Source organism: Enterococcus sp. 10F3_DIV0382 (assembly GCF_002140245.1).
GTDB lineage: Bacteria > Bacillota > Bacilli > Lactobacillales > Enterococcaceae > Enterococcus_B > Enterococcus_B lactis.
Window position 1 is genome coordinate 599,366 of the sequence record NZ_NGMF01000001.1, and the last position, 23,627, is coordinate 622,992.

General features: G+C 38.4%; 21 protein-coding genes and 1 CRISPR repeat array (1 of these 22 cut by a window edge). Of the genes, 18 read left to right on the forward strand and 3 right to left on the reverse strand.

The features are described from left to right. Window positions 1-177: direct repeats of the CRISPR family, unit length 37 nt; unit sequence GTTTTAGAGCTATGCTGATTTGAATGCTTCCAAAACA (it extends 190 nt beyond the left edge of the window). A 169-nt stretch (window positions 178-346) separates the two neighbouring features. Together A5849_RS02965 and A5849_RS02970 are read left to right on the forward strand one after the other, a co-directional pair. Beyond that, window positions 347-712: a DUF1622 domain-containing protein gene (locus tag A5849_RS02965; RefSeq protein WP_002310651.1), complete on the forward strand. Its 366-nt coding sequence runs from the start codon at window positions 347-349 to the stop codon at window positions 710-712. Further along, complete coding sequence (locus tag A5849_RS02970) at window positions 709-1,074, forward strand: DUF1622 domain-containing protein (RefSeq protein WP_002292507.1); 366 nt, start codon at window positions 709-711, stop codon at window positions 1,072-1,074. Before A5849_RS02965 ends, A5849_RS02970 begins: the two co-directional genes overlap by 4 nt. A gap of 160 nt (window positions 1,075-1,234) precedes the next feature. On the opposite strand, the gene A5849_RS02975 is transcribed toward A5849_RS02970, so the two are convergent. Further along, window positions 1,235-2,662 (reverse strand): helix-turn-helix domain-containing protein, encoded by a 1,428-nt coding sequence (locus A5849_RS02975; RefSeq protein ID WP_002310652.1) that lies wholly within the window; start codon window positions 2,660-2,662, stop codon window positions 1,235-1,237. Between the two features lie 705 nt (window positions 2,663-3,367). Between A5849_RS02975 and A5849_RS02980 the strand changes: the two genes are divergently transcribed. Further along, window positions 3,368-5,920 (forward strand): HAD-IC family P-type ATPase, encoded by a 2,553-nt coding sequence (locus tag A5849_RS02980; RefSeq protein ID WP_002310653.1) that lies wholly within the window; start codon window positions 3,368-3,370, stop codon window positions 5,918-5,920. Between the two features lie 6 nt (window positions 5,921-5,926). On the opposite strand, the gene A5849_RS02985 is transcribed toward A5849_RS02980, so the two are convergent. Beyond that, window positions 5,927-7,366, reverse strand: a complete 1,440-nt coding sequence (locus A5849_RS02985) for a helix-turn-helix domain-containing protein (protein WP_002310654.1) — start codon at window positions 7,364-7,366, stop codon at window positions 5,927-5,929. 143 nt (window positions 7,367-7,509) lie between these two features. On the opposite strand from A5849_RS02985, the gene A5849_RS02990 reads away from it, so the two are divergent. Next, window positions 7,510-7,872 carry an MmcQ/YjbR family DNA-binding protein gene (locus tag A5849_RS02990; RefSeq protein ID WP_002310656.1) on the forward strand — a complete coding sequence of 121 codons (363 nt, stop codon included), beginning with the start codon at window positions 7,510-7,512 and terminating at the stop codon, window positions 7,870-7,872. A 187-nt stretch (window positions 7,873-8,059) separates the two neighbouring features. Here A5849_RS02990 and A5849_RS03000 read toward each other — a convergent pair whose 3' ends face one another. Continuing rightward, window positions 8,060-8,917 (reverse strand): LysR family transcriptional regulator, encoded by an 858-nt coding sequence (locus tag A5849_RS03000; RefSeq protein WP_002287551.1) that lies wholly within the window; start codon window positions 8,915-8,917, stop codon window positions 8,060-8,062. A 119-nt stretch (window positions 8,918-9,036) separates the two neighbouring features. Between A5849_RS03000 and A5849_RS03005 the strand changes: the two genes are divergently transcribed. The 14 genes from A5849_RS03005 to A5849_RS03070 all read left to right on the forward strand — a co-directional run bounded on the left by A5849_RS03005 (window position 9,037) and on the right by A5849_RS03070 (window position 23,300). Further along, entirely contained in the window at window positions 9,037-9,948 is a 912-nt protein-coding gene (locus A5849_RS03005) for an ACP S-malonyltransferase (RefSeq protein WP_002320713.1), read from the forward strand. Window positions 9,949-9,954: 6 nt separating this feature from the next. Continuing rightward, window positions 9,955-11,601 carry a malonate decarboxylase subunit alpha gene (gene mdcA / locus A5849_RS03010; RefSeq protein WP_002310660.1) on the forward strand — a complete coding sequence of 549 codons (1,647 nt, stop codon included), beginning with the start codon at window positions 9,955-9,957 and terminating at the stop codon, window positions 11,599-11,601. Window positions 11,602-11,702: 101 nt separating this feature from the next. Next, window positions 11,703-12,002 (forward strand): malonate decarboxylase subunit delta, encoded by a 300-nt coding sequence (locus tag A5849_RS03015; protein ID WP_002292523.1) that lies wholly within the window; start codon window positions 11,703-11,705, stop codon window positions 12,000-12,002. Continuing rightward, window positions 11,992-13,668 (forward strand): biotin-independent malonate decarboxylase subunit beta, encoded by a 1,677-nt coding sequence (mdcD, locus tag A5849_RS03020; protein WP_047927897.1) that lies wholly within the window; start codon window positions 11,992-11,994, stop codon window positions 13,666-13,668. The genes A5849_RS03015 and mdcD overlap by 11 nt, the downstream gene beginning before the upstream one ends. A 3-nt stretch (window positions 13,669-13,671) precedes the next feature. Further along, entirely contained in the window at window positions 13,672-14,262 is a 591-nt protein-coding gene (locus A5849_RS03025) for a malonate decarboxylase holo-ACP synthase (RefSeq protein ID WP_002335165.1), read from the forward strand. A 23-nt stretch (window positions 14,263-14,285) separates the two neighbouring features. After that, window positions 14,286-15,371, forward strand: coding sequence for an acyltransferase family protein (locus tag A5849_RS03030; RefSeq protein WP_002335166.1), 1,086 nt, complete (start codon window positions 14,286-14,288; stop codon window positions 15,369-15,371). 21 nt (window positions 15,372-15,392) lie between these two features. Further along, window positions 15,393-16,262 (forward strand): triphosphoribosyl-dephospho-CoA synthase MdcB, encoded by an 870-nt coding sequence (mdcB, locus tag A5849_RS03035; RefSeq protein ID WP_002345431.1) that lies wholly within the window; start codon window positions 15,393-15,395, stop codon window positions 16,260-16,262. A gap of 111 nt (window positions 16,263-16,373) precedes the next feature. After that, window positions 16,374-17,138, forward strand: a complete 765-nt coding sequence (locus A5849_RS03040; protein WP_002312713.1) for a TIM44-like domain-containing protein — start codon at window positions 16,374-16,376, stop codon at window positions 17,136-17,138. Between the two features lie 487 nt (window positions 17,139-17,625). Next, window positions 17,626-19,707, forward strand: coding sequence for a PTS sugar transporter subunit IIA (locus A5849_RS03045; protein ID WP_002314025.1), 2,082 nt, complete (start codon window positions 17,626-17,628; stop codon window positions 19,705-19,707). 35 nt (window positions 19,708-19,742) lie between these two features. Continuing rightward, window positions 19,743-20,045, forward strand: a complete 303-nt coding sequence (locus tag A5849_RS03050; protein ID WP_002292534.1) for a PTS sugar transporter subunit IIB — start codon at window positions 19,743-19,745, stop codon at window positions 20,043-20,045. A gap of 25 nt (window positions 20,046-20,070) precedes the next feature. Then, entirely contained in the window at window positions 20,071-21,360 is a 1,290-nt protein-coding gene (locus tag A5849_RS03055) for a PTS sugar transporter subunit IIC (RefSeq protein ID WP_002312716.1), read from the forward strand. Window positions 21,361-21,378: 18 nt separating this feature from the next. Continuing rightward, window positions 21,379-21,786 carry a hypothetical protein gene (locus A5849_RS03060; protein WP_002330731.1) on the forward strand — a complete coding sequence of 136 codons (408 nt, stop codon included), beginning with the start codon at window positions 21,379-21,381 and terminating at the stop codon, window positions 21,784-21,786. Between the two features lie 22 nt (window positions 21,787-21,808). Continuing rightward, window positions 21,809-22,678 carry a class II fructose-bisphosphate aldolase gene (locus A5849_RS03065; RefSeq protein WP_002310673.1) on the forward strand — a complete coding sequence of 290 codons (870 nt, stop codon included), beginning with the start codon at window positions 21,809-21,811 and terminating at the stop codon, window positions 22,676-22,678. Between the two features lies 1 nt (window position 22,679). Then, a complete protein-coding gene (locus A5849_RS03070) occupies window positions 22,680-23,300 on the forward strand; it encodes an AAA family ATPase (protein WP_002312719.1) in 621 nt (206 codons plus the stop codon). Window positions 23,301-23,627 lie beyond the last annotated feature (327 nt).

Genomic DNA, 23,627 nt, shown 5'->3' on the forward strand with positions numbered 1-23,627 from the left:
TATGTTGTGTTTTAGAGCTATGCTGATTTGAATGCTTCCAAAACATTCAATAGCGGAAATCAATTTCATGGTGTGTTTTAGAGCTATGCTGATTTGAATGCTTCCAAAACAAAGGAGCAATTGAAAAAGGAAACGGCGCGGTTTTAGAGCTATGCTGATTTGAATACTACTCTAGAAAAACAGCCTTGCACTTATCGAAAGAGGATTAGTGTCAAGGGTGTTTTTCATATGAGTGGACGGAATTATCTGTTTTCTTTTACAATTGATAATAGATACTTTGCTGTATAGTCAGTAGCTGATATAAAAGTATCGGCTCTTAAATGGAAAAAAGATAGGTGGCGACGCAATGTTTAACACACAATTGATCGGTTATTTAGAATGGATCATTGCTATTTTAAATATTTGTTCTATCGGTATCTTAATTGCTGGGATCGTTCTTGTTCTATTCAAACTTTTTGATTGGTCTCATGTCAAGAAAAACTATGCAGAACGTAATGCTCGTAATGCAGATACAAGAAAACTGTTAGCAAGTTATATTTTGTTAAGCTTGGAAGTACTAGTCGTTGCTGATATCATCGAGTCAGTTATCAAGCCGACTTGGACAGATATTTTGAAGCTTGCACTTATTATTATCATTCGAACAGTCATTTCTTATTTCTTGAATCAGGAAATAGAAGACAAAGAGAAACAAAGAAGAGGAGAGGTAGGATGACGACAGAGTTGATGCAGTTTCTTCTTCCATATTTTGAAAAACTTGTACTGGGACTTGATATTTTTGCTATCTGTTTATTGATTTGGGGAGTTTGTCTGTCGATTAAGGATTTCTTGAAATACTTATTTGTCCATACAGAAGCGAAAAACGACCGAGTCAGCGAGAACAATGCTATTAAAAAGATGTTAGGAGGCTATATACTTCTAAGTTTGGAAATTCTTGTTTCAGCTGGAATCATCGAATCGATTATCAAGCCTACTTTGCAGGATATTTTCCAACTAGCTGCATTGGTAGTTATCCGAACGATCATTTCTTATTTTTTAAATAAAGAAATCGGGCCAGTAGACGTTCCAAATAAGTGAGGTTATGAGCCCGCCGTTTATCGAGAGGTTGTTAAGAAGTGGGCAGATTCAAGGAATGAGAAGAAATTTACGAAAATTTCGGCTTATTTCCGAAGAAGTTACTTTTGGAATATTGTTTACTCAGAATAAGAGGCTGTGACACAATGTTTGTCACAGCCTCTTATTTATTTTGCACAGCTGAAACGATTGCTCGTTCGATCGTATTGATTGAAATAGGAATAATATTCTCATATTGGACTGCATCCGGTGTATATAATGTACGTTCACATAACACTCGGTTCGAGGATTGCTGTGCATACTTCTTTATATCAGATATACTTGCATAAATTGTTGGTGCAACTTGAAAATCAAAAGTAGTTACAGCTTCCAAGGCTTCCCGATAAATCAGATAATGAACATCCGAATTTGTGACGATATAGATAGTCAGACGTTCTTTTGTCAGACGGAGAATTCCACTTAATTCGATGACAAAAGCTCGCATGCAATTAGGATTAAACCGTAGATCATAAGGTAGTCGTTTGGCCCAACTGGAAAAAAGAGTTTGGACTTCTTTATACAAATTTGTCTGTTCCTCATTTAGAAGATAAAATTTTTCTGGCATGAATAATTGATAGTTATCCCAAGCCGAACGCATCAGATGAATCAGCGCACGTTCAAATGGCTGATTCCCGAATAATTCTTGATGGAAATGAGTTTCAAAAGTAGCAACTAGTTCTTTTATTTCGGGAGTATTGTCAATAAACACTTGGTGTAGCTGTTGAAAATCTTCCGCAATCAACTGATAAGAATGGCAACCATAATTACAAAGATTGAACAGTGTCAAAATAAAGGCAAATTCTTCTTTTTTATAATAGGTTTGGAAATCAGTGGTTTCCCATGCTGACTCGACATAATTGTAAATAGGACGTTTTTTGATTTCTTCGATAAATGTTGGATCTATTGTCACAGTACATAACTGTTGGCGTAAGAAACTAATAGCAAAACCAATCGATAAGATTTCTTTATTTTCTTTATCATAAAATCTACCGCTATTCTCCGTTACAGATTCAATGAAACGATCCGCACGTTCAAAAAATGATTCAGGTAGCTCCCAGGACTTAAAGCTGCCTAAACGATAAGCCACATTAAGAAGCAACAGACGTCTTTCCATTTCAGTGAATCGAGGGGAGTAGCGGTCGATTTCGATCCCACAATCATGAAAATAAGCCAATACTTGTTTTTTTAAGGAGTAAGCTTTGCTGACAGAGATGAATTCACACTCAGTTAGTTGGAGATAATCAGGTTCATTTTCTTCCAAATAAAGCAGGCAAGTTTTTAAAAACAACGAATTTTGGGTCAATTGCTGCATGATCTTACATCGAGGTATATGTTCTGAAAAATATAAAGTGTAACAATCTTTTTCTCGATGCGTATAAACAATTTGTTCTTCAAATTCTTTTTTTATGTTATTGATATCATTGAGTAAAGTGGTTTTGCAAACATGTAGAAGATAGGAGAGCTTTTCTAGATTGACTTCTTTATTTACATAGAATTGCCCACATAAAAACAGCTGTCTCAAAATATTCTTCTCAATATATTCTTCAATCATAGTAAAGCCTCCATCTTGTATTTTTTTGCACAATATGGAAAATATTATGACATGTTTTCTTTTTGAAATCATCAGTTAATTTCTGAAAAAGCCTGTAAATTCCGTTAATAAAAGATTTTTATGTTATAAAAATTGAAAAATAAATATTTTCATTAGAAAATAGATTGTGAATTTTTAACAATTAAACGGAATGCAAATACAGTTGATGAATGAATGATAGTCATTTAAGTTATTTGTTCGTTTTTTTTAGACTATCCATTTTAGAAGTCTGATTTATTAAAAAATTGTTCGTTTTTCCACGTTTAATTATCAGAAAAATCCGACTTTATTTATTTTTGTTTGAAATATTCTACGTGAATCTGATGTTATAAAAAAAATTTTCTCATTTTTGGCGCTATAGTGAAGTGGTGTTACAGATAAGTACATGTATCTGCGAGACATTGACCAACGAAATATGGAGGGAAGAAACATAATGGAAAATAGACAACTGGTTATTCTGGCAAATTAGTTGTATTCCCCCTGTTTTCCATCTATTTTTCCCACGAGATAAGTGCCGTTATCCTATAAGAGGCAACAAGCGACAATCTAATATTTATGTTTTTTGCTCGGCAAAACGAATTATTTCAGACTTCCCTGAAATAATCGATACGCCTGAAAAATCTTCCTACGTATAATAAAAGTATCAATTAAGTAGGAGGAGATAGGATGAACTGGTACAAATTGACGGTAGAAGATACATTGAAAAACCATCAAACATCAACAGAAGGGTTGTCGCAAGAAGAACGGCAGAAACGCCTGACTGATCAAGGATATAATGAGATAGAAGCAAGACAGCAGACAAAACGATGGAAAAAAATAGCAAAACACTTTACTGATCTGCTGATGATCGTGTTGATCATTGCCTCTTTTTTGAAATTTGCTTCGAGCGAATACATCGAAGGAAGTATTATTTTATTCGTAGTGATCGTCAACGGACTCGTTAGTTATTGGCAAGAAAGAAAAGCAGAAGAATCGTTGAATGGTTTGAAGCAGCTGATGGGACAAGAAGCGATAGTACTATCGAACGGGATGCAAGTAAAAATCCCTGCGAAAGAACTAGTAAAAGGAGATGTCATTGTCTTACGTGCCGGATATGTCGTTCCAGCAGATGTTCGGTTGATCGAAGTACATGATCTACTAGTAGAAGAATCGATTTTGACGGGAGAATCAGAAGCATCTGAAAAAAATCATTCCGTTTTGGCAGCAGAAGAATCAATCGGTGACCAGAAAAATATGGCTTTTTCAGGAACACTTGTACAATTTGGTTCTGCAGTCGGTGTCGTTGTAGAAACAGGAAACACGACAGAAATCGGTAAAATCAATCAAGCACTGCAATCGGTCGAACAACAAACGACGCCTCTGATCAAAAAGATCAACCGATTGAACAAACAAATTTTTCAAGGCATTCTTTGTTTAATCTTGTTCTTAGTTGTTTTTACAACATTCCGCTATGGCATGGATTGGCATATCCTTCTTTCAGCTATGATCGCTTTGGTGGTGTCAATGGTACCCGAAGGATTACCAGCTGTTTTGACCATGATCCTATCCGTTGGAGTACATGAAATGGCAAAAGAAAAGGCGATCATCAAAGGACTTCCTTCGGTAGAAACATTAGGTTCTATGACAGTGATCTGTTCAGATAAGACAGGGACATTGACAAAAAATGAAATGACAGTTGTGGATGTAGCAGCAAAAGAAGAAACTCGCGTACTGTCTATTATGAAAAATTGTCAGGAATTAAAGACGAAAGAAGAACAGAAAATAGAAAATTTAAGTGGCAATCCGACAGAACTTGCACTGATTCGACACACAGAAACAGCCAATCTGCCTTTGAAAAAAATAGAAGCAAAGATTCCGTTCAGCTCTGAATACAAATATATGGCAACGATGCATACGGAGGAAAAAGGAACGGTGATTTACGTCAAAGGTGCGCCAGAAGTATTATTGGCTAAATCAACTCTTTCTTATTCAGAACAAGAAGCATGGGGTCAAACAGCCACAGCGTTTGCGAAAAAAGGTCAGCGTGTTTTAGGATTTGCTTACAAAAAAGTAGATTCGAAACAGGAACTCACGCATGAGTCTTTAACCCAATTAACTTTTGCAGGGATTGCCGGGTTGATTGATCCGCCAAAAGAAAGTGCAGTCAAAGCTGTAAAGGAATGCCAACAAGCAGGGATCTCAGTGAAAATGATTACAGGGGATCACAAAGATACAGCAAAAGCAATCGCGGAACAAATTGGCTTAAAACATACTGCTAAAGTTTTAGAAGGAATCGATTTGGATCTTATGTCTGAAGAAGAGTTGACTCGACAAGTACCAAAAGTCGATGTCTTTGCTCGAACGACACCAGAACACAAACTGCGAATCGTGAAAGCTTTGCAGAAAAATGGAGAAATCGTCGGAATGACCGGAGACGGCGTAAATGATGCACCTGCTTTGAAAAGAGCCGATATAGGAATCGCTATGGGAATCAAAGGTAGTGAAGTAAGCAAACAGGCAGCTGATATGGTTTTAGGAGATGATAATTTCCATACGATTGCAAAAGCCGTAAAAGAAGGTCGGCGCATTTTGGATAACTTGCAAAAGACCATCAATTTCTTCTTACCAACTGCATTAGCTCAAGGATTGATTTTGATTTGGGCGCTGATACTGAATCGCCCGCTACCTTTGTCCCCAGTACAGATTTTATGGGTCAATATGGTAACGACAATCACTTTATCTTATGCATTAGGGTTCGAGTCGCCAGATCCAGAAATCATGAAGCGTCCACCGAGAGATCCAAAGCAAGGAATCCTATCTGGTTATCATTTGTTTCGGATCATCTATGTCGCACTACTGATCATGGTTCCTGCCTATTTATTGGCTATGCAATTTGAAGGGCAAAGCTTACAGCAAACCATTCTTCTGCAAAATATCGTCTTAGCTCAAGCTGTTTACATGATCAATTGCAGAGAGTTGTCCAAGCCGTCACTGAACCAAGGTCTTTTGCAAAACAAATCGCTTTTTCTTTCATTAGGTATCCTTGCTTTATTGCAGGGGATGGTTATTTTTCTGCCAATCGGTCAGCAGCTGATCGGTACAGTAAGTTTAACGATGACACAACAGTTATTGATTGGGGCAAATGTGATTCTTCTATTCTTAGTTGTAGAAATAGAAAAAGGGATCATGAATAAACTGTTTCGCAAAAAAGAAAAAACAGCTAGAGAATTCAGTCGCTAGCCGTTACTATAAAAAAGTTTTGAAAGTGAGTTCAGTCAAACGATTGAGCTCATTTTTCGTTGGAATAGAAGAAATGTATACAATAGGGATATCTAGAGAATCCAACGGGAAATTGGAAATCAAGATATCTGTTTTTTCAAAAGAAATAGTGGAAAGATCGGTTAGTTCGATAGGTAAGAAGCAGACACGTTTTCCCAAGTAATCTTTTAATTCCTGCTGCAAGAACGCCTTCCATGAAGGTTCTCCTTGGAAAATAAAATAGACATTGAACAAATTCGGTTTGATAGAAAAAATCGTTTGTTGGATCAGTAAAGACAAGAGTTGAAGAAAGTAATTTGGTTCATTGATTTCCATTTCTTTTTTTAGATCGTTCAGTAAATTCTCTTTCTGCTGATACAAGTGTGCATATTGCTGATCATACGTCTCTAAAAAACGATGGTATTGGCGTTCCAAAGGTTCGATCAGTATTGGCGATTCATGATATTTTAATACGAGGAGAGCCAAGTTATCAGTCAGAGATGTTTTTTTTAGTTGATCAAGAGACAGCTCTGAAGCTAGTTCCTCTACAAACGTTTCGAGGACCTCTAAAAATGGAGAATGATGCAGGCAGCGAGCGATTTCTTGTCCATAGTTATTGTTGTAATTCCAACTTTCCAGAAAGCAGAAAGAAGCAAAAGAAAGCTCAGTGTCTTTAAGGTAAATACCTTCCTTTAAATACAATTTTTTCAATGCAGAGTCATACAGGGAGGAGAGTGTGCTGTTGATATGGATAGAAGAATCTAACCGGCAATTCGCTTTTATACGGATCGTATTGATAAAGAACCAACATGTTCCGAAAATCTCTTCTGTTTCAACAGCTAGTTCAGTTTGACTGAGGTTTCTTAAAAATTGAAAATAATGGGATTCATGGATTGAATAATCCTCGAAAAAATAGTTGTTATGAGTGAAAGGAATCAGCAATCGATGATAGAAAGTACGAATCGCACGCTCTTTTCCAAGAATACAAGCTGTATATTTCGTCAAATCGATCTGCAAGTCGTAACTTGCTAAACGCTGATTGATTTTAGTCACATGTCTTTTCAATGTCCCATAAGAAAGCCCATGATCCGCTAGAAAATCAGGGACAGCAACTTTTTTTGTAAAAAGCAGATTTTTCAGCAGTTCGACACTGACTGATTGTTTGAAAAAAATCTCCCAAAGGTCATTTGTTAATAAATTTTGCTGGTTTTGCAAACTGATTCCTGCTTGATCGCTGAAGATGTCCCAGCCTTCGGGCAGATGAGAGCGAATAGATTGAAGGTCAGAAAAAATCGTTCGTTCGGTTGTCCCTATGATTTCAGCTAATTCATTTACGGTTATCTTTGTATGATTCAGCAATTGTTCGACTAAAGAAACATGACGTCGAATATCTTTTTCGGTAATGATTTTTTTCATTAGTGAATACATAAACCAGGCTCCCTTCTATTCTAAGAATACGGAGAAAATAAACGGTGGTCAAGTTTCATCTGATCTTTCAACCAGTATTCATTTTTCTATTCTTACGTGGTATGTTTGAATAAAGAGAATCAATAAGAAAGAGATGGAAGCAGATGCTAACGGAAAAAGAACTAATCGATCACATCGATGAAACATACAATTTGTCTCCAGAATATATTTTTAAAAAATTCCCTGATTATTGCGTATTCAGACATCAAAAAAGCAAAAAATGGTTTGGGGTCCTGATGTCTGTTCCAGAAGAAAAAATCTATGATGATGCAAGTGACCATAGGATCATCGATATCCTTGATTTGAAGGTCGATCCTGAACTTGGCGGTATTTTGCGAGGAAAAGAGGGGTATTTTCCAGCCTATCACATGAATAAAGAACATTGGATCTCTGTTGATCTACGTAAAATAGAAAAACTAGATGAACTAGCAGGTTTGATTGATGAAAGTTTCAAATCAACGCAATGAATGTATAGGACAATAGAGAAGAGGTTGTGACAGAAGTGTTTAGCTTCAAGAAATAAGAAGGAATTTACGAAAATAGCTTCTCAAATTTTTGGGAAATTTGGGCTTATTTCTGAAGAAGTTACTTCTGGAACACCGTTTGTTCGAAAAAAAGAGCTGCGACAAGAATTTTGTCACAGCTCTTTTCTTTTTATTTTCCTAAATAAAATTCTCGCATCGTTTTTGCAATCATTTTGATCAAAGGATGATCTTCTGTGAAGCTAGAAGATAAATAAATTGTTCGTGTCAAGGGCAAATCTTTGATTTCCCGCAAGACGAAAGGATCATTTTTATCGTAAGACCAAGAAACTTTTGGGAAAAAGCTAACAGCTAAGCCTTGCTTGACAATAGAACGTAATGTCGCAGGATCATCTGTCGTCGAACTGATCGTCAATTCGATACTTTTCGCTTCAAGTGCTGCATCCAGTGTATGACGGAAGGCATTGCTCTTTGACAGCATCAAGATGGGGGTGCGTTGGATATCTTCTAATTGCAGATGTTCTTTTTTCGCAAGAGGATGTTTCTTAGGAATGGCTACATAAACAGGTTCTTTCATGATAGGAATATTGGTCATGCCAGGCTTCATCTCCGAAGTGATGTACAGTACAGGGTCGGTAATATCATCTGGTAAATGATGTTGCATGATCGTTAATTGGATATCAGGATGCTTTTCCATAAAAATTCGGACCAAGTTCGGAATAGAAACAGAGGCTACCTCTAAATACAAAATGACGGAAGTAACGATCTTCTCATTGACCGAAGACAATAATTTGATTCCTTCTTCTAATGTGTCTAATGTTTTGACTGCATATGGATAGAATTCTTCTGCATAAACAGTTGTCTCAATGTTTCTACCGCTATGGTAAAACAAAGGGACTCCTAATTCGTTTTCCAAATGTTTGATCGCACGGCTCAAGGCAGGTTGAGAAATAAATAATTCTTTGGCTGCTTGGGTGACATTTTTTGTTTCGAACACTTTTTTAAAATACTGTAGATGAAGCAATTTCATAATTATCCATCCCATCCATACCTTTTTGTTATGGTTTTTTCTTTTTTTGGCATTTTTTATTATAGCAGAAATTGACTAAGATAGCAGTGGAAAAAGTAAGTGCTAAGGAGGCGAGGCTCATGAGTACAGGTTTCTTATTTCCTGGGCAAGGCAGTCAGAAGTTAGGGATGTTAGCGGATATCCCTGAAATGTACATGGAACGTTTAGAAAATGTGACGGGGTATCGGTTAGTTGATAAAGAAGAAAACTATCAAGATACGGTTTTTATCCAGCTAGCATTACTGACAAAAGCAGTATTTTATTTAGATGAAATGGAAAAAAACGGTATTCAGCCTGATATTGTAGCAGGACATTCGATCGGTGCTTTTTGTGCAGCTGTTGCTTGTCGATCTTTGACATTTGAAAATGCAGCGGAACTAGTCTATCACCGCGCAGTCTTAATGAAAGAAGCTTATCCAAGCGGTTATGCAATGGGCGTAGTAGTAGGTGTGACGAGAAGCGAAGCAGAGGAAATTGTAGCAAAAACATTTGATCCTGACCACCCAGTTTATTTGTCAAATGAAAATTGTCCCATGCAACATACGTTATCTGGGAGTATCGAAGGTTTATCCGTTACGTTGGCAGAAGCCAAACGGCACCAAGCGCAAACAGCGAAGCTGCTGAAAGTTCCTGTGCCATCTCACTGTCTCTTGATGAATGATACGGTCAAGAAATTCAAGCCGTATATGCAGTCTGTCCATCTATCTGATGCTAGATGTTTGTATATAAAAAATACGGATGGAAGAGCCACTCAGGACGCAGAAGAGATTCGTAAAGATTTGTTGGAAAACCTAGCTTTCCCTGTGCAATGGAACCAAATGATGGACTTGGCAAAAGAATTAGGAATGGATCTGACGATTGAATTTCCCCCCGGCAATACTTTGACAAAGCTGATTCATACAAAATTTGGTGTAGATAAAGGGATCCGTACGATCAATCTAGACCAACATGGTATTGATGACGCCACGTTTCTATATCAAAAATGGAGATGACTAATTATGGAAAAACCAAACCGCAACTGGGCTTCTAAACGCGAAAAAAAAGCGCAGCGATTGGAAAAAATCAGCAACTTGCTCAATGGCAAGTATGTAGAAACTGAAAAAATCGTAGAAGTGATGGAAAAACTGATTGCTCCCGGCGACAAAGTTGTATTAGAAGGCGACAATCAAAAACAAGCAAGTTTTCTTTCAGAAAGTCTTGAAAAAGTAGATGCAGAAAAAGTGAATGATCTGCATTTGATTATGTCTAGTATCTCACGACCAGAACATTTGAATATTTTTGAAAAAGGAATCGCAAGTAAAATCGATTTTTCTTATGCAGGTGCACAAAGCTTGCGTGTCGCCCAAATGATTGAAGACGGCACAATGAAATTAGGTGATATCCATACTTATTTGGAACTTTATGGACGCTTATTCATCGATTTGATTCCAAATGTCGTTTTAGTAGCTGCAGATAAAGCAGACAAAGACGGCAACTTGTATACAGGTTTCAATACAGAAGAAACACCAACAATCGTCGAAGCCGCAGCTTTCAAAGATGGTATCGTGATCGTTCAAGTCAATGAAGTCGTTGATAAACTTCCTCGTGTCGATATTCCTGGAGACTGGGTAGATGTTGTTGTAAAAGCAGATCAACCTTATCAATTAGAAGCACTATTTACGCGCGATCCTCAAAACATCACAGAATTGCAAATCCTAATGGCGATGATGGCAATCAAAGGAATCTACGCAGAACACGGCGTACAATCTTTGAATCATGGTATTGGATTCAATACAGCAGCTATCGAATTGTTATTGCCAACTTATGGCGAATCACTAGGGTTGAAAGGGAAAATCGCGAAGAACTGGGTATTGAACCCACATCCAACGATGATTCCAGCTATCGAATCAGGTTGGGTTGAAAGCATCCATAGTTTCGGTGGCGAAGTCGGTATGGAAAAATATATTGCTGCTCGTCCAGATGTATTCTTTGTCGGAAAAGACGGCACGATGCGTAGTAACCGAACATTATCACAAGCTGCAGGACAATATGCCATCGATATGTTTATCGGTTCAACCTTGCAACTAGACTATGAAGGAAATTCTTCGACCGTAACAAAAGGACGTCTATCTGGCTTTGGCGGTGCGCCTAACATGGGACATAATCCTGGCGGTCGTCGTCATTCTACACCAGCATGGCAATCACTTCGCAACAATGATGATCCATTAGGGAAAGGACAAAAATTAGTTGTTCAAATGGTGGAAACATATGGTTCAAATAAAAAACCAGTCTTTGTCGAAGAATTAGATGCACTAGCTGTTCAAAAACAAGCAGGCTTAGCCAATGCACCAGTGATGATCTATAGCGAAGACACCACACATATCGTGACAGAAGAAGGAATTGCTTATTTGTACAAAGCAAAAACAAAAGAAGAACGCCAAGCAGCAATTGCAGCAATCGGCGGTGTTACACCTCTTGGAATGACAAGTACGAAAGAATCACTAGACCGTTTGCGCGATGCCGGCATCGTGAAATTGCCAGAAGATCTAGGCATCAAACGTAGTGAAGCGAAACGTTCATTATTAGCTGCACAAACCATCGATGATTTGATCGAATGGTCAGATGGCCTGTATGAGCCGCCAATGAAATTCAGAACTTGGTCATAAAATTGGCGAGAAAAACCTTTTGTCGCCATTTACCCAGGTGGAAGAAGAAAGACGAATAAGCAGAACGTGTATGCTCTGTTTTACAAAAAGGGGAGAGATCCATGGAACAATTAGCTTATAAATATCCAACGAAACAGCCGATCAATAAGAAAATCCATGTAGGAGTGGTCGGTTCAGGTGATTTGGAAATCTTGATGTTTCCAACAGAAAAAAAAGAATCTACTGTAAAAATCTGTACAGGAAGCGATGGCTTCGGCGAAGTATGGAACAACGTATTAACGAGATTTTTTGATCGTTATCCAATTTCAGCAGATATCGTGATCAATGACTTCGGTGCTACACCAGGAGTTGTGTACCTACGATTGACGCAAGCAATGGAGGAACTTTCAGATGAAAAATAGTTTTGTAGAATTAAACGCCAGAGAACGAGTGAACGCTCTACTTGACAATGGACGTGAATTGATTGATCCATTCGATCAAATCATCGCGCCAAGTTTGCCGGCACAAGGAATCGTCCCTGAAAGTGATGACGGGATTGTTGTCAGCCGTGGCACGATCAATGGCAAACAAGCAGTAGTAATCGCTATGGAAGGAAAATTCCAAGGTGGCGGTATCGGTGAAGTTTCCGGTGCAAAAATCGTTGCTGCACTCGAACATGTATTAGAAGAAAACAAAAAAGGAAATGAAATTTTTCCAGTCATCGTACTAGATACAGGCGGTGTTCGTCTGCAAGAAGCGAACTACGGACTGTTATCTATTTCAGAAATCGGAAATGTAATCATTGCTTTGAAACAATATGTACCAGTCATCGGTTTGATTCCAGGACGTGTAGGATCATTTGGCGGTATGTCGATTACTTCAGCATTGATGAGTTATTTGATCGCAACAAAAAAAGCGAGAGTCGGTTTGAATGGTCCAGAAGTTATTGAGCAAGAAGCAGGTGTTCGAGAATTTGATTCTAGTGACAAAGACTTGATTTGGAATACATTAGGATCTCGTCAACGGGTAGAATCAAAAATCATTGATGAACTAGTGACTGATAGTGTAGAAGCAATCAAAGCTGCTGTCATCGCAGCAATGGACGAACGAAAAGACACGCATCGCAGTGAAAGCTCAGCATTTTATTTATCATTACTTGATTCTTTGGATCTTTCAAAACCAATGAGCATTGACGATTACAATGAAGCAATTGCTAACCATCAAGCAAAATCAATGGACTTACCAGAAGTAGCAGAAGGAAATGAACCAGCTGCAACAAGTGTTGGTTACGATTGGTTTGCGGCACTAACTGGCATGAAAAATCCAGCTTCTTCTATTAGTACTGTGTATTATGGCAAATCAAGTAAATTCGTAGAAGAAGCCATCGTGACATCGATCGTACCTGATCCTAAAAACCCGATGTACCGTGTACGAAACGGTGAAGTTGGTTTAGTTGAAGGTTTCCGCATGGGACAAATTTTAACTCATGTTTACGAAGAAGATAAAGATAAAAAAGTGAAACGGCCAATCGTCGTTGTGATCGATGTACCAAGCCAAGCATACGGTTATAACGAAGAATTGATCGGTATCCATGTGGCTTTGGCTAATAGTGCTGCTGCTTATGCAAAACTCCGTCAAGCTGGACATCCAGTTATTGGATTGATTGCAGGAAATGCTATTTCAGGTGCGTTTTTAGCACATGGATTACAATCAAGCCGCTTGATTGCTTTAAATAATAAAGAAATCACTGTCCAAGCGATGTCTAAAGAAAGTGCTGCACGTGTGACAAAACGTTCGGTTGCTGAAATCGAAGCAGCTGCTGAAAAAGTTCCAGCTATCGCTTACGATATCAATAATTATACAAAACTAGGAGCAATCTATCATTTCCTAGAAGATATCACCGACCAAGCTGCTTCAGAACAAAATGTCAGCAAAGTCATCGAAGCAATCAATGAAGCCATTCAAGATGTCCGCAATACAAATGATACGATGCTGACAAATCGATACACGAATGAAACAGCCAAAACATTCGGACGTGTCGAAACAAATAAAGTCCGTGCCAAAATGGACGAAGAATGGGATGCATAAAAAATGATTCAAGCACATGATATTGTTGTTTTTGATAAAAAGGAAATCAAGAAAGAGTTGCCAGAATGGTTGAAGCTTTCTCAACAAGTGTATGGTGTCGTTCGGCGTGCTGAACCTGCTGATCGGGGGTTTTTGCCGATTGGTCTGCGAGGTACGGCACGAAATCAGCGCTTGGCTCTTGAGATTCCAAGTGACTCTGTTCAAAAAGTGATCTATCCATGGACAATCATTGATCGAGAATCTTTTCGAGAAAAGGAAGTTGCCCCCTTTCCTGTTTATCAGCAATTTCATGCGGCTAGAAACATATTATCAGGGTGCAAATGGGGGATCGGCGGCAGCTTAGGATTTGAATTATCAACTGGGATTCCGGCAGTAAAAGAAACCAGCGATTTTGATTTGCTGCTGTACGCAGATTCACCGATTGAATTGCCAATTCAGGCAATTCAATCGCATCCTGCTTTTTTTGAGCAATTCGATACCCAAGTCATTACATCAAAAGGCGGATTTTCGCTAAAAGAATACTTGCGGACACCAGAGAAAAAACTCCTGTTGAAAACAACAACAGGGCCAAAACTAACCAAAGAGATTTGGTAATAAACTAAAAGTGAGAGAAAGAGATGTTTGAAAACAAAAAAAACAAAATCAACGTAAGTGACTTCCAGAAAGTATCAGCTGTAACGGCTGTTATGATGCAAACGATATTGAGCTTTGCTTTGGCAAACAGCCACAGCGCAACAAATACAGCTTTTCTTGGTACCTTTTACGTCATCGTTAAATACACAGCACCAATGTTTATTTTTGCAATTGTCTATAATATGGTAAAAACAAGTCAGCATTTGTCTTATTGGGAATTTTTGAAAGAAAAGTTTTTTGAACTAGTCGTTCCGTATCTTCTATGGACGACGGCTTATCTTTGGCTATTCCCAGCAGTCCAACAACAAACTCCGTATACGGATACTGCAAGCTTTTTACTGAAATATGTCACAGGTGATGGAGCACCTCATTTATGGTATACCGTGATGATGCTGCAGATCCAATTGTTCATGCCGTTTTTTGTTTGGCTCGGTTACAAAGTATTTGCTAATAAAAATTATGTATGGCCAGTATTGATTGGCTCAACGATTTTATATGTTGCATGGTATCTGTTCTATCAAACACAAGTATTGACTGGTCCTTATCATGACAGCTGGTACTTGTTAGATCGGTTTGTTGCTAGTTTTATGATTTACGGGATTTATGGGGTAGCCGCATTTGTTTATCACGAAAAAGTCTATCAATATTTGGACAGAGTACGTTATCTTTTCTTACCTGTTGGCTTAGTTATCGCGTTCTTTTCTGTCCGTTCATTGCTCGCACATCCAGGAGACTTGAGCTTTGCGAATGCGCCTTACTTGAATACGATCCAAAGTTTGTACAGTTTAGTCATCATCTTTGCTGTCTTCATGGGCGCTTCAAAAATGATTGTAAACGATTCGCCAAAATTACCATTGTTCAAATGGTTGTCTGTTTATGCTTACCGTACGTATTTAGCAAATGTCTTTGTTTTCCAAGTACTGTTGTTATTATTTAAAGATAGTTGGCTGCAGTTACCTTCAGGATTCATGATTCTTGTAGCGTATCTAATGACGGCAAGTTGTGCATTTGCTTTAAGCTGGTTGCTTCACATCATTTGGGTAGCCATCAAAAAAGGGTTCAACAAGTAATAGAAAGAAGGAGTGAGTGTCATGATAAATGACGAACGAAAAAAAGCAGTGACTCAGCAACTCGCTGCGTTGGTAGAGGAAGCATTGATCGCAGAAGTAACATTAAGCCCAAAACCTGGATTAGTGGATGCACTGGATGCGGGTGCACATTCCGATATGGACTATGCTTTATTTCTTAAGTCTGCGAAGACGCTGACTCCTTTTTTTGAAGAAATGGCTCAAATAGCATGGCAACATGCTATCGATCAGGAGTTAAGAGAAAAGATTGCTGAGATTGGACGGAAAGCGGAAAAGGCAATGTTGATTGCTACAGATGGCATCAATACCCATAAAGGATCGATTTGGGCAATGGGGCTATTGATCAGTGTCACTGCGCAAAAAATCAGTACGGAACAGCCTTTTTCTTTATCCAAAATACTTGATGATGTCAGTAAACTTGCTGCTTTTCCTGATACAAAATATCGTCATAAAAAAAACACTCATGGGCATACGGTGAAGCAAAAATACGGCATAAATGGTGCATATGAAGAAGCAGTGTTGGGTTATCCGCATATCAGGCTTGCAATCCAAGCTGCTAAGGAGCTAGATAATGATTCTGATGTACAGAAACAAATGCATATGTTGTTAGTTTTGATGAGTTCCTTAGATGACACCTGTGTCTTGCATCGCAGTGATCAGAAAACGTTAGTGGAAATGCAGAAACTTGCTCATGCTGCTAGTCAAAGTGCTTTACCAAATCGTCCATTTATAGCACTGTTGCACTTTTGTCAGGAAAACCAAATCTCTCCTGGAGGAAGCGCAGATCTTTTGTCTGCCAGCTTGTTCATGCTGAAGATAGAGGAAATATGGACTGCCAACACCTATGTCTGTCCGATGTCACTTAATGATTAAATTAAGACAAAGCTGCTAAAAAAACAGTTTATGCATCTGGTTATTGACTCTTCCTTTTAGCAAGGCTATGATAACAATAGTTTTTTGTAATAAAAGATAACGAGGAAGGCAATGAAAAAAATCAATTATTTAGCAATCATTTTGTTAGTGGGCCTATGTTTGTTTGCTCTGCCGACCCAAGGATTCGCTATCGCGGGTGGTCATGGTGGAGGTACATCTAGCGGTCGAAGTTCGGGCAGAGGTTCATTTGGCGGTCGTTCATATGGGGGCAGTTATTTTGGCAGTCGTTCTTACGGCAGAGATTCTTATGGGTATTATGGTCCAAGTACAGGTCCTTCTAGTTATGAGCAAACGGGATTTCTTGCATTAGCTGTTTTGTCAGTAGGAGGGGTTTCTGCTTTTTCTATCGTCAAGAATAAAAGACAAAAGAAAAGGCTGAAAGCGGAGATATTGTCTCGCATGTCAGGAACGGCTAAAGAAAAGAAAGCACAGTTTCTGGAAATCCAAAAGATATTCATGAAGATCCAATCTGCTTGGGAAGAAGAAACTCCTGAAAAAGCCAGAAGCTGTTATACAGACAAGCTGTTTGCCGAACATCAGAAAGTTCTGCAAAAAAACAAAGCAGACGGTGTAAGAAATCATACTAAAAAAATAACTATTCAGGAAGTAGGGAATTATCGACAGATCCACGAAAATAGTTTTGCCATCCGAATTGATTTCAGATGCTGTGATTATTCAGTCGATCGAAAAGATGGGCGAGTGATCTCAGGAAGTAAGACACAACGACAGTATTTTTCTCAGATATGGTATTTTGATTTTTCTGAGAAAGAAAAAAGATGGCAAGCAGATTTTATCCAGCCGATTATGCTGGATTGACAGAAAATACTTATGAACGGAACTGTGACAAAAATTTTGTCGTAGCTCCTTTTTCTGAATAAACGGTGTTCCAGAGATAGCCTATCGGCAATAAGGCACGATTTTGTAAAATATGGGAAGCTATTTTTCAAAATCGCTTCTTGTCGCTCAAGGCTGAACATCTCTGTCACAACCTCTCCACTAAATGGTGTTCAAAAGCTTGCATCTACGATAATAAGCCCAACCAAATGAAAAATAGGAAGTACTATTTTTGTTTGGCTGTTCTCATTACTTGATGCAGGACAGCTTTTTCATGACCTCTTTTTTGTATAGATGGGCAAAATTTTTGTATAATAGGCGTATGTCTTTTTCGTTGAGAAGTTGAAAAAGCATACGGCTTATTTTTTGTTTGCTATGCTTACTTTCTTTCCACTTCAAGTGGCAGAAATATCTACTTTTTATTATGTAAGCGGAATCATATACTTGGAATCAGAAGGAGATCATTTCTATGAAAACAAGAACAATTGAAATACTTCACAGAATCATGACAGCCCAATATCCAGTAAAAGCGGAACATCTAGCAGCTGATTTCCATGTCAGTCAGCGGACGATCCGACAGGAAGTTCTTGAAGCGAATATCTGGTTGAGCAGTAAAAAGCTTCCGGAAATCAGAACAATTCGCAACAAAGGTTTTTTGTTGAAACTGGAGAATGACAAGCAAGTTCGATTAGAAACTGAAATAAAAGAGGTGAAAGACGGCTTTTTGAATCGGCGGGAACGTATTTTTGATTTAGTTTTAGCCATTGCTTACAGCCGAAACCCGATCCATCTAAACAAAAAAGAAGAAGAATTTCAAATCTCTAAAAGTACGTTAGATGAAGATATGCGACGATTACGAGCAACACTGGTCAGTTATGGAATCGAGATCGTCAGTTATGGAAAGCAGGGACTGGTTTATAAAGGTTCAGAACGATCTATCCGTACGATGATCTATGATTTTATCAATCAGAATCTGGGGATGACCGACTTCTTTATGAATCAAGACGCGCAACTAACACCGGCTCAAAAAATCTTTTTCCATTATTTTCCTTTGGTGGAAATCAAAAAAATAGAGGAGATCTATTCCAATAAGTTGTTAAAACAAGAGGATGATATTTATAAAAAGCAAATTCTGCTTTTTACATTGATCTGGATCCAGCGAATCAGGAAACATGAATTCATCTCCGCCATTAATTGGAAAAATACAGAAATAAAAGACAGCAGCTTCTCTGCATTTATCGACTACATGATCACGGAATTTCAGTTGAACAATGTCCCGCAAGTAGAAAGAAATTATCTTCGTTTCACTATCGAGACGTTCAATGCTAGAGATATCTCCAATTCGATTGAGTGGGTACAAGCTCAACTACTAACGATCCAATTGATCCAATTTGTAGAGAACGAGACACACATACCTTTTCATCTAAAAGAAGAAGCTTTATTCGAAAATCTCTATAAACACATGGCTGCACTGATCATAAGAATCAAGCATGCTATCCAAGTCATGAATCCATTGAAAGAAAACATCCGAACAAATTATTTTCCAATCCACCGCGCAGTCACTCATTTTGTTCCTACGATCGAAGAAGTAATTGGCGGCAAGATACTGGAGGACGAGATAGCTTTTCTTGTCATCCACTTTTCGACGATTGCCAGTGTGATCAAGCGAGACCTGAATTATGTTTATCAATCAGTTGTTGTCTGTAATCACGGCATGGCTACCGGGAATCTGTTAGCAGAAAATCTGAAAGAAAAATTTCCTCAGATCGAGATTACTGCAGTTTTAAGTTCAAAAGAAATCGAATTAGTGGATAAACTGGATGTCGATTTGGTTTTCAGCACCTTTCAATTGAATTATCGAAACAAGCCGCTTTTAGTTGTCGATCCAATTCTGACTGAGACGAATATTTTAGTTATAGAAGATTTTTTGAAAAGAAATGAAGAACTGCAGCGGTTAAAACCTAACAGTCATGAATCGACGCAGTTATTCACTCAAATAATCGGTGTCATGGAAGAAAGTGGTGGCCGAGTGGACCGCATCATCTATGGCAAGTTGGAAAAATTATTCGAAACAAACAATTTAGAAATCAACAAAAGGGAGGTCCAGCCTATGTTAAAAGATATTTTGACGGACAGCAATATCATAATTAAAGAAAAAGCCGTTACTTGGGAGGAATCGATTGAACGAGCTGCTAAACCATTGGTCAAAGAAAACATTGTTGAAGAACGCTATGTCGAAGCGATGATTCGTGCAGTGAATGAATACGGGCCATATATCGTGATTGGTAAACACATGGCGCTAGCCCATGCTCGACCAGAAGATGGGGTCAATAAGTTAGGAGTCAGCGTAGCTACGATTGAGCAACCAATCGATTTCGGTAATCCTGAAATGGATCCAGTAAAGATCATTTTTTGTTTAGCAGCAGTAGATTCCTACTCGCATCTGAACATCATGAAAGAACTGATCGAACTGATCAACAACGAAGAGAAGTTGGATCGATTGATCGAATGCACCAATGTGGAAGATTTCAAACAACTGCTTTTTCAGTAGTTGAGAAATAATAAATGATACGGGGGAGAACAAAGATGAACAAATTGAACATTTTATTCGTATGCGGCGCAGGTTTAGGAAGTAGTTTTGCAGCACAGATGTCTGCTGAGGATGTTTTGAACAAATTAGGAGTAGAAGCCAAACTGGACCATTGTGATATTTCTTCTGCAGTGTCCATGAAACCAGATGTGATCATCACAGCAGAAAATTTTCGCTCGCAGTTCGAAAAATTCTCAGTCGATCCTAAAACAGCGATGATCTATTTGAAAAATATTGTCTCGAAAAATGAAATTGAAGAAAAAATCACCCCAGTTTTACAAGATAAGGGAGTTATCTAAATAAAAAAGAAAAGAGGATAAAAACATGGGCGTTATCAATTTTATCATCGAAAATATTTTGACTCAGGCATCGATCACCATTGCATTGATTGCTATGTTGGGGCTACTGCTGCAGAAGAAATCAGCAGGACAAGTCATTTCTGGCACGTTAAAGACACTCCTAGGATTCCAAGTGTTGAGTGCTGGTTCGAGTATCATCGTTGGGAGTTTAACTTATTTCGGGAAAATTTTTACTGAAGGATTCCATATGCAAGGGATCATCCCTTCGATTGAATCTATCAATGGTCAAGCAATGAATGATTTAGGTTTAGGCAGAGATATTGCGCTGACGTTCTTAGCCATTTTTGTATTCAATATTCTTTTAGCTCGGTTCACAAAATGGAAGTACATTTTTCTAACTGGTCAAGCCATTTTATGGATGGCGACGATGACGACAGTCTTTGGTTATTTCGCCGGTCTGCGAGGAATCGTATTGATCTTAGTCGGTGGTTTTATCGGAGCTTGTTTCGCCATTGCTATGCCGGCAGTAGCACAACCAATCATTCGTAAAATCACAGGATCAAATGATATTGCTTTAGGGCATTTTTGTACGATTGGGTACTTATTTGAAGCCGGTGTGGCTAAACTTTTTGGTGAGAAAGGCGAAAATAAAAAATCGATCGAAGATATCAAGCTGCCTACACATTTCGAGTTTTTGCAAGATACTTATCTGTCTGTCATGGTCGTGATGGTTCCACTATATATCATCACTGTTTTATTTGCAGGTGAACCATTCGCTTCTGAATTATCAGGAGATCAAAACTATATCATGTTTGCCTTTTTACAAGCCATCCAATTCGTAGTGGGTGTGTATGTATTGCTAGCTGGTGTACGTCTACTGTTAGGTGAAATCGTGCCGGCATTTCGAGGGATAGCTATGAAATTAGTTCCTGATGCGATTCCTGCCTTAGATTGTCCAGTTTTCTTTCCCTACAGCCCAAATGCTGTTATTTTAGGTTTCATTACGACAACGATCGGTACGATTATTGCCATGTTCACTTTGCCGATGTTCGGCTTAGCGATGATTTTACCAGGTATGCTAACGAATTTCTTTGCCGGAGGAACAGCGGGGATATTTGGTAACGCAGTTGGCGGACGTCGAGGAGCGATCATTGGCGGTATTGCTCATGGCTTCTTTATTACATTATTGCCTGCTTTGCTAGTAACGATCTTTAATTCGATGGGGTTCATCAATGCTACAGCAACCGATGTAGATACAGTAGCCGCCGCACTCTTATATGCCTGGATTTTAAGCCCAATTTTGAAAGCATTTTAATTGAAAGTAGGGAAAATGATGTTCGGATTTTTTAAGAAAAAAGAAAATGAACCAAAAAAAAGATCGATAAAAGAGGAAAAAATCCTCTCGCCAGAAGCGATCGAAAAGATTCAATCAGAGATTACACAATTAAATCAAGAGATTTCAACGACCCAAGAGAAGCACGAATTAGCGGAACTTTATGAACAAATTGGACTTAAATTTTCTGAATTGTATGAGAACGATCAAGCCATCCAATATTTAGAAAAGAGCTTGGAAAATAAACAGACGATCGGAGATGGGTATAAAAAACTGATGAGCCTCTATAACCAGAAGCGTGCAGATGCTGCTCGTGCTGGGGATGATCAAGGAATCGATTACTACATGGGCAAAATGGATGAGATGCGACAAATTGCAAAACAAGTAACGATCAAAGGAAATAAATAAAAAGATAAGGTGGCAATAAAAGATGTATACAACATTGAAAGAAGTAACAAAAACAGCAGAAGAATTGAATTTTACAGTTGGAGCTTTTAATACACATAACCTAGAAATGCTTCCTGCCATGCTAGGCGCAGCAAAAGAAATGGGCTCGCCGATCATTATTCAAACAAGTGTCGACACCGCAAAATATATCGGCATGCATGTGTTAGTCAATGTAATGACAGCTATTGCAGAAGAAGAAATGGTTGATGCAGTCTTGCACTTAGACCACGCCCGAGACTTTGATGATATCAAAGAAGCAATCGATAGCGGATATACTTCTGTCATGTATGACGGGTCCCATCTGCCTTTCAAAGAAAATATCTTGAAAACGAAAGCAGTGGTAGAATATGCCCATGCACACGGTGTTTCCGTAGAAGGAGAACTTGGAACGATCGGCGGTACAGAAGAAGGGATCCATGTCGCTGAAAATGACAAGGTATATACAAGACCGGAAGATGCAGTGAAATTTGTAGAAGCTACAGGTGTGGATGCATTAGCTATTGCTATTGGTACGAATCATGGACAATTCAAATCAAAAACAGAAGTGAACATTCCCTTGCTGAAAGAAATCGATGCAGTAGTCGATGTCCCCCTCGTTATCCATGGCGGAACAGGTGTGAAAGAAGAAGATTATCCTGAATTGATCAATAACGGGATCCGCAAATTCAATGTTGGAACGGAGCTTTTAGTCAACTGGACAAAAGTGGCTAAAGGAACCTTTAGTGAAACAGAAATCAACAAGTCTCTTCGCCATAATGTGATTCCAGCAAATGAAGCAGTAAAAGAAATTGTCAAGCATAAGATTGGACTGTTTATGAACTTGGAAAGTCCAATTAACTTAGGAAACAAATGAGATGAAAAAGTATTTCATTCTTCTAGCTGGTAGTCCTGGTACAGGAAAAACATATCTTATGAATAAACTACGGGAACGATTTCCAGATATGTATGCCATCACGCTCGATGAAATCAAGGAATATTATGCAGAATCCATCGGTTTTAACAACTTGGAAGAACGGGCGGAACAAGAAAGGACGAAAGTTTATCCTTTCTATTACAAAGCACTTGATCTGTATATGGAAGCAGGAAAGAAAGTGATTGTGTCCGAGTATCCTTTTAGTGATAAGCAAAAAACTCGACTCCAAGAATTAGCAGAAAGATACGGATATCAGGTGATCACGATTCGCCTGACAGCAGATTTTGAAGTGTTATGGCAACGTCGGTACAAACGTGATCGTGAACCAGATCGTCATTTGAGCTATATCATGGATCATTATCACTATGGCGACATATTGGAAGATCGATCGAAAGGGACGAACCATATTACGAAAGAAGCATTCAAAAAGATCATCACTGACCGAAAATATGATGAATTCCAGTTAGGAACACTATATGAATTTGATGTAACAGACTATACTCAAGTGGATTACACTCCATTATTGGATAAATTAGAAAAAGAAATCAATGACAATAAGTAACGAAGAAATGGTTTGATAGTGACAGGTAATAAAGACAGGCGGCTCTTCTCTTGAGGTTGTGAAAAAGCTGTCCTGCATCAAGTAATAAGAACAGCCAAACAAAAATAGTTCCTCCTATTTTTCGTTTGGTAGGGCTTATTACCGCAGATGCAAGCTTTTGAACATCGGTTATTCACAGCACAGAGGAGTCGAATGTCTTTTTGTTCTAAAATGTTTTTTTAATATTCTTTTATTTATTGCCGATTTCCTTGTGTTTATTTGCCGTAATTAGGTCAGTCTTCTATACTTGATTACATAGTCATACATTCGATGAAAAGAAGGGAAGAG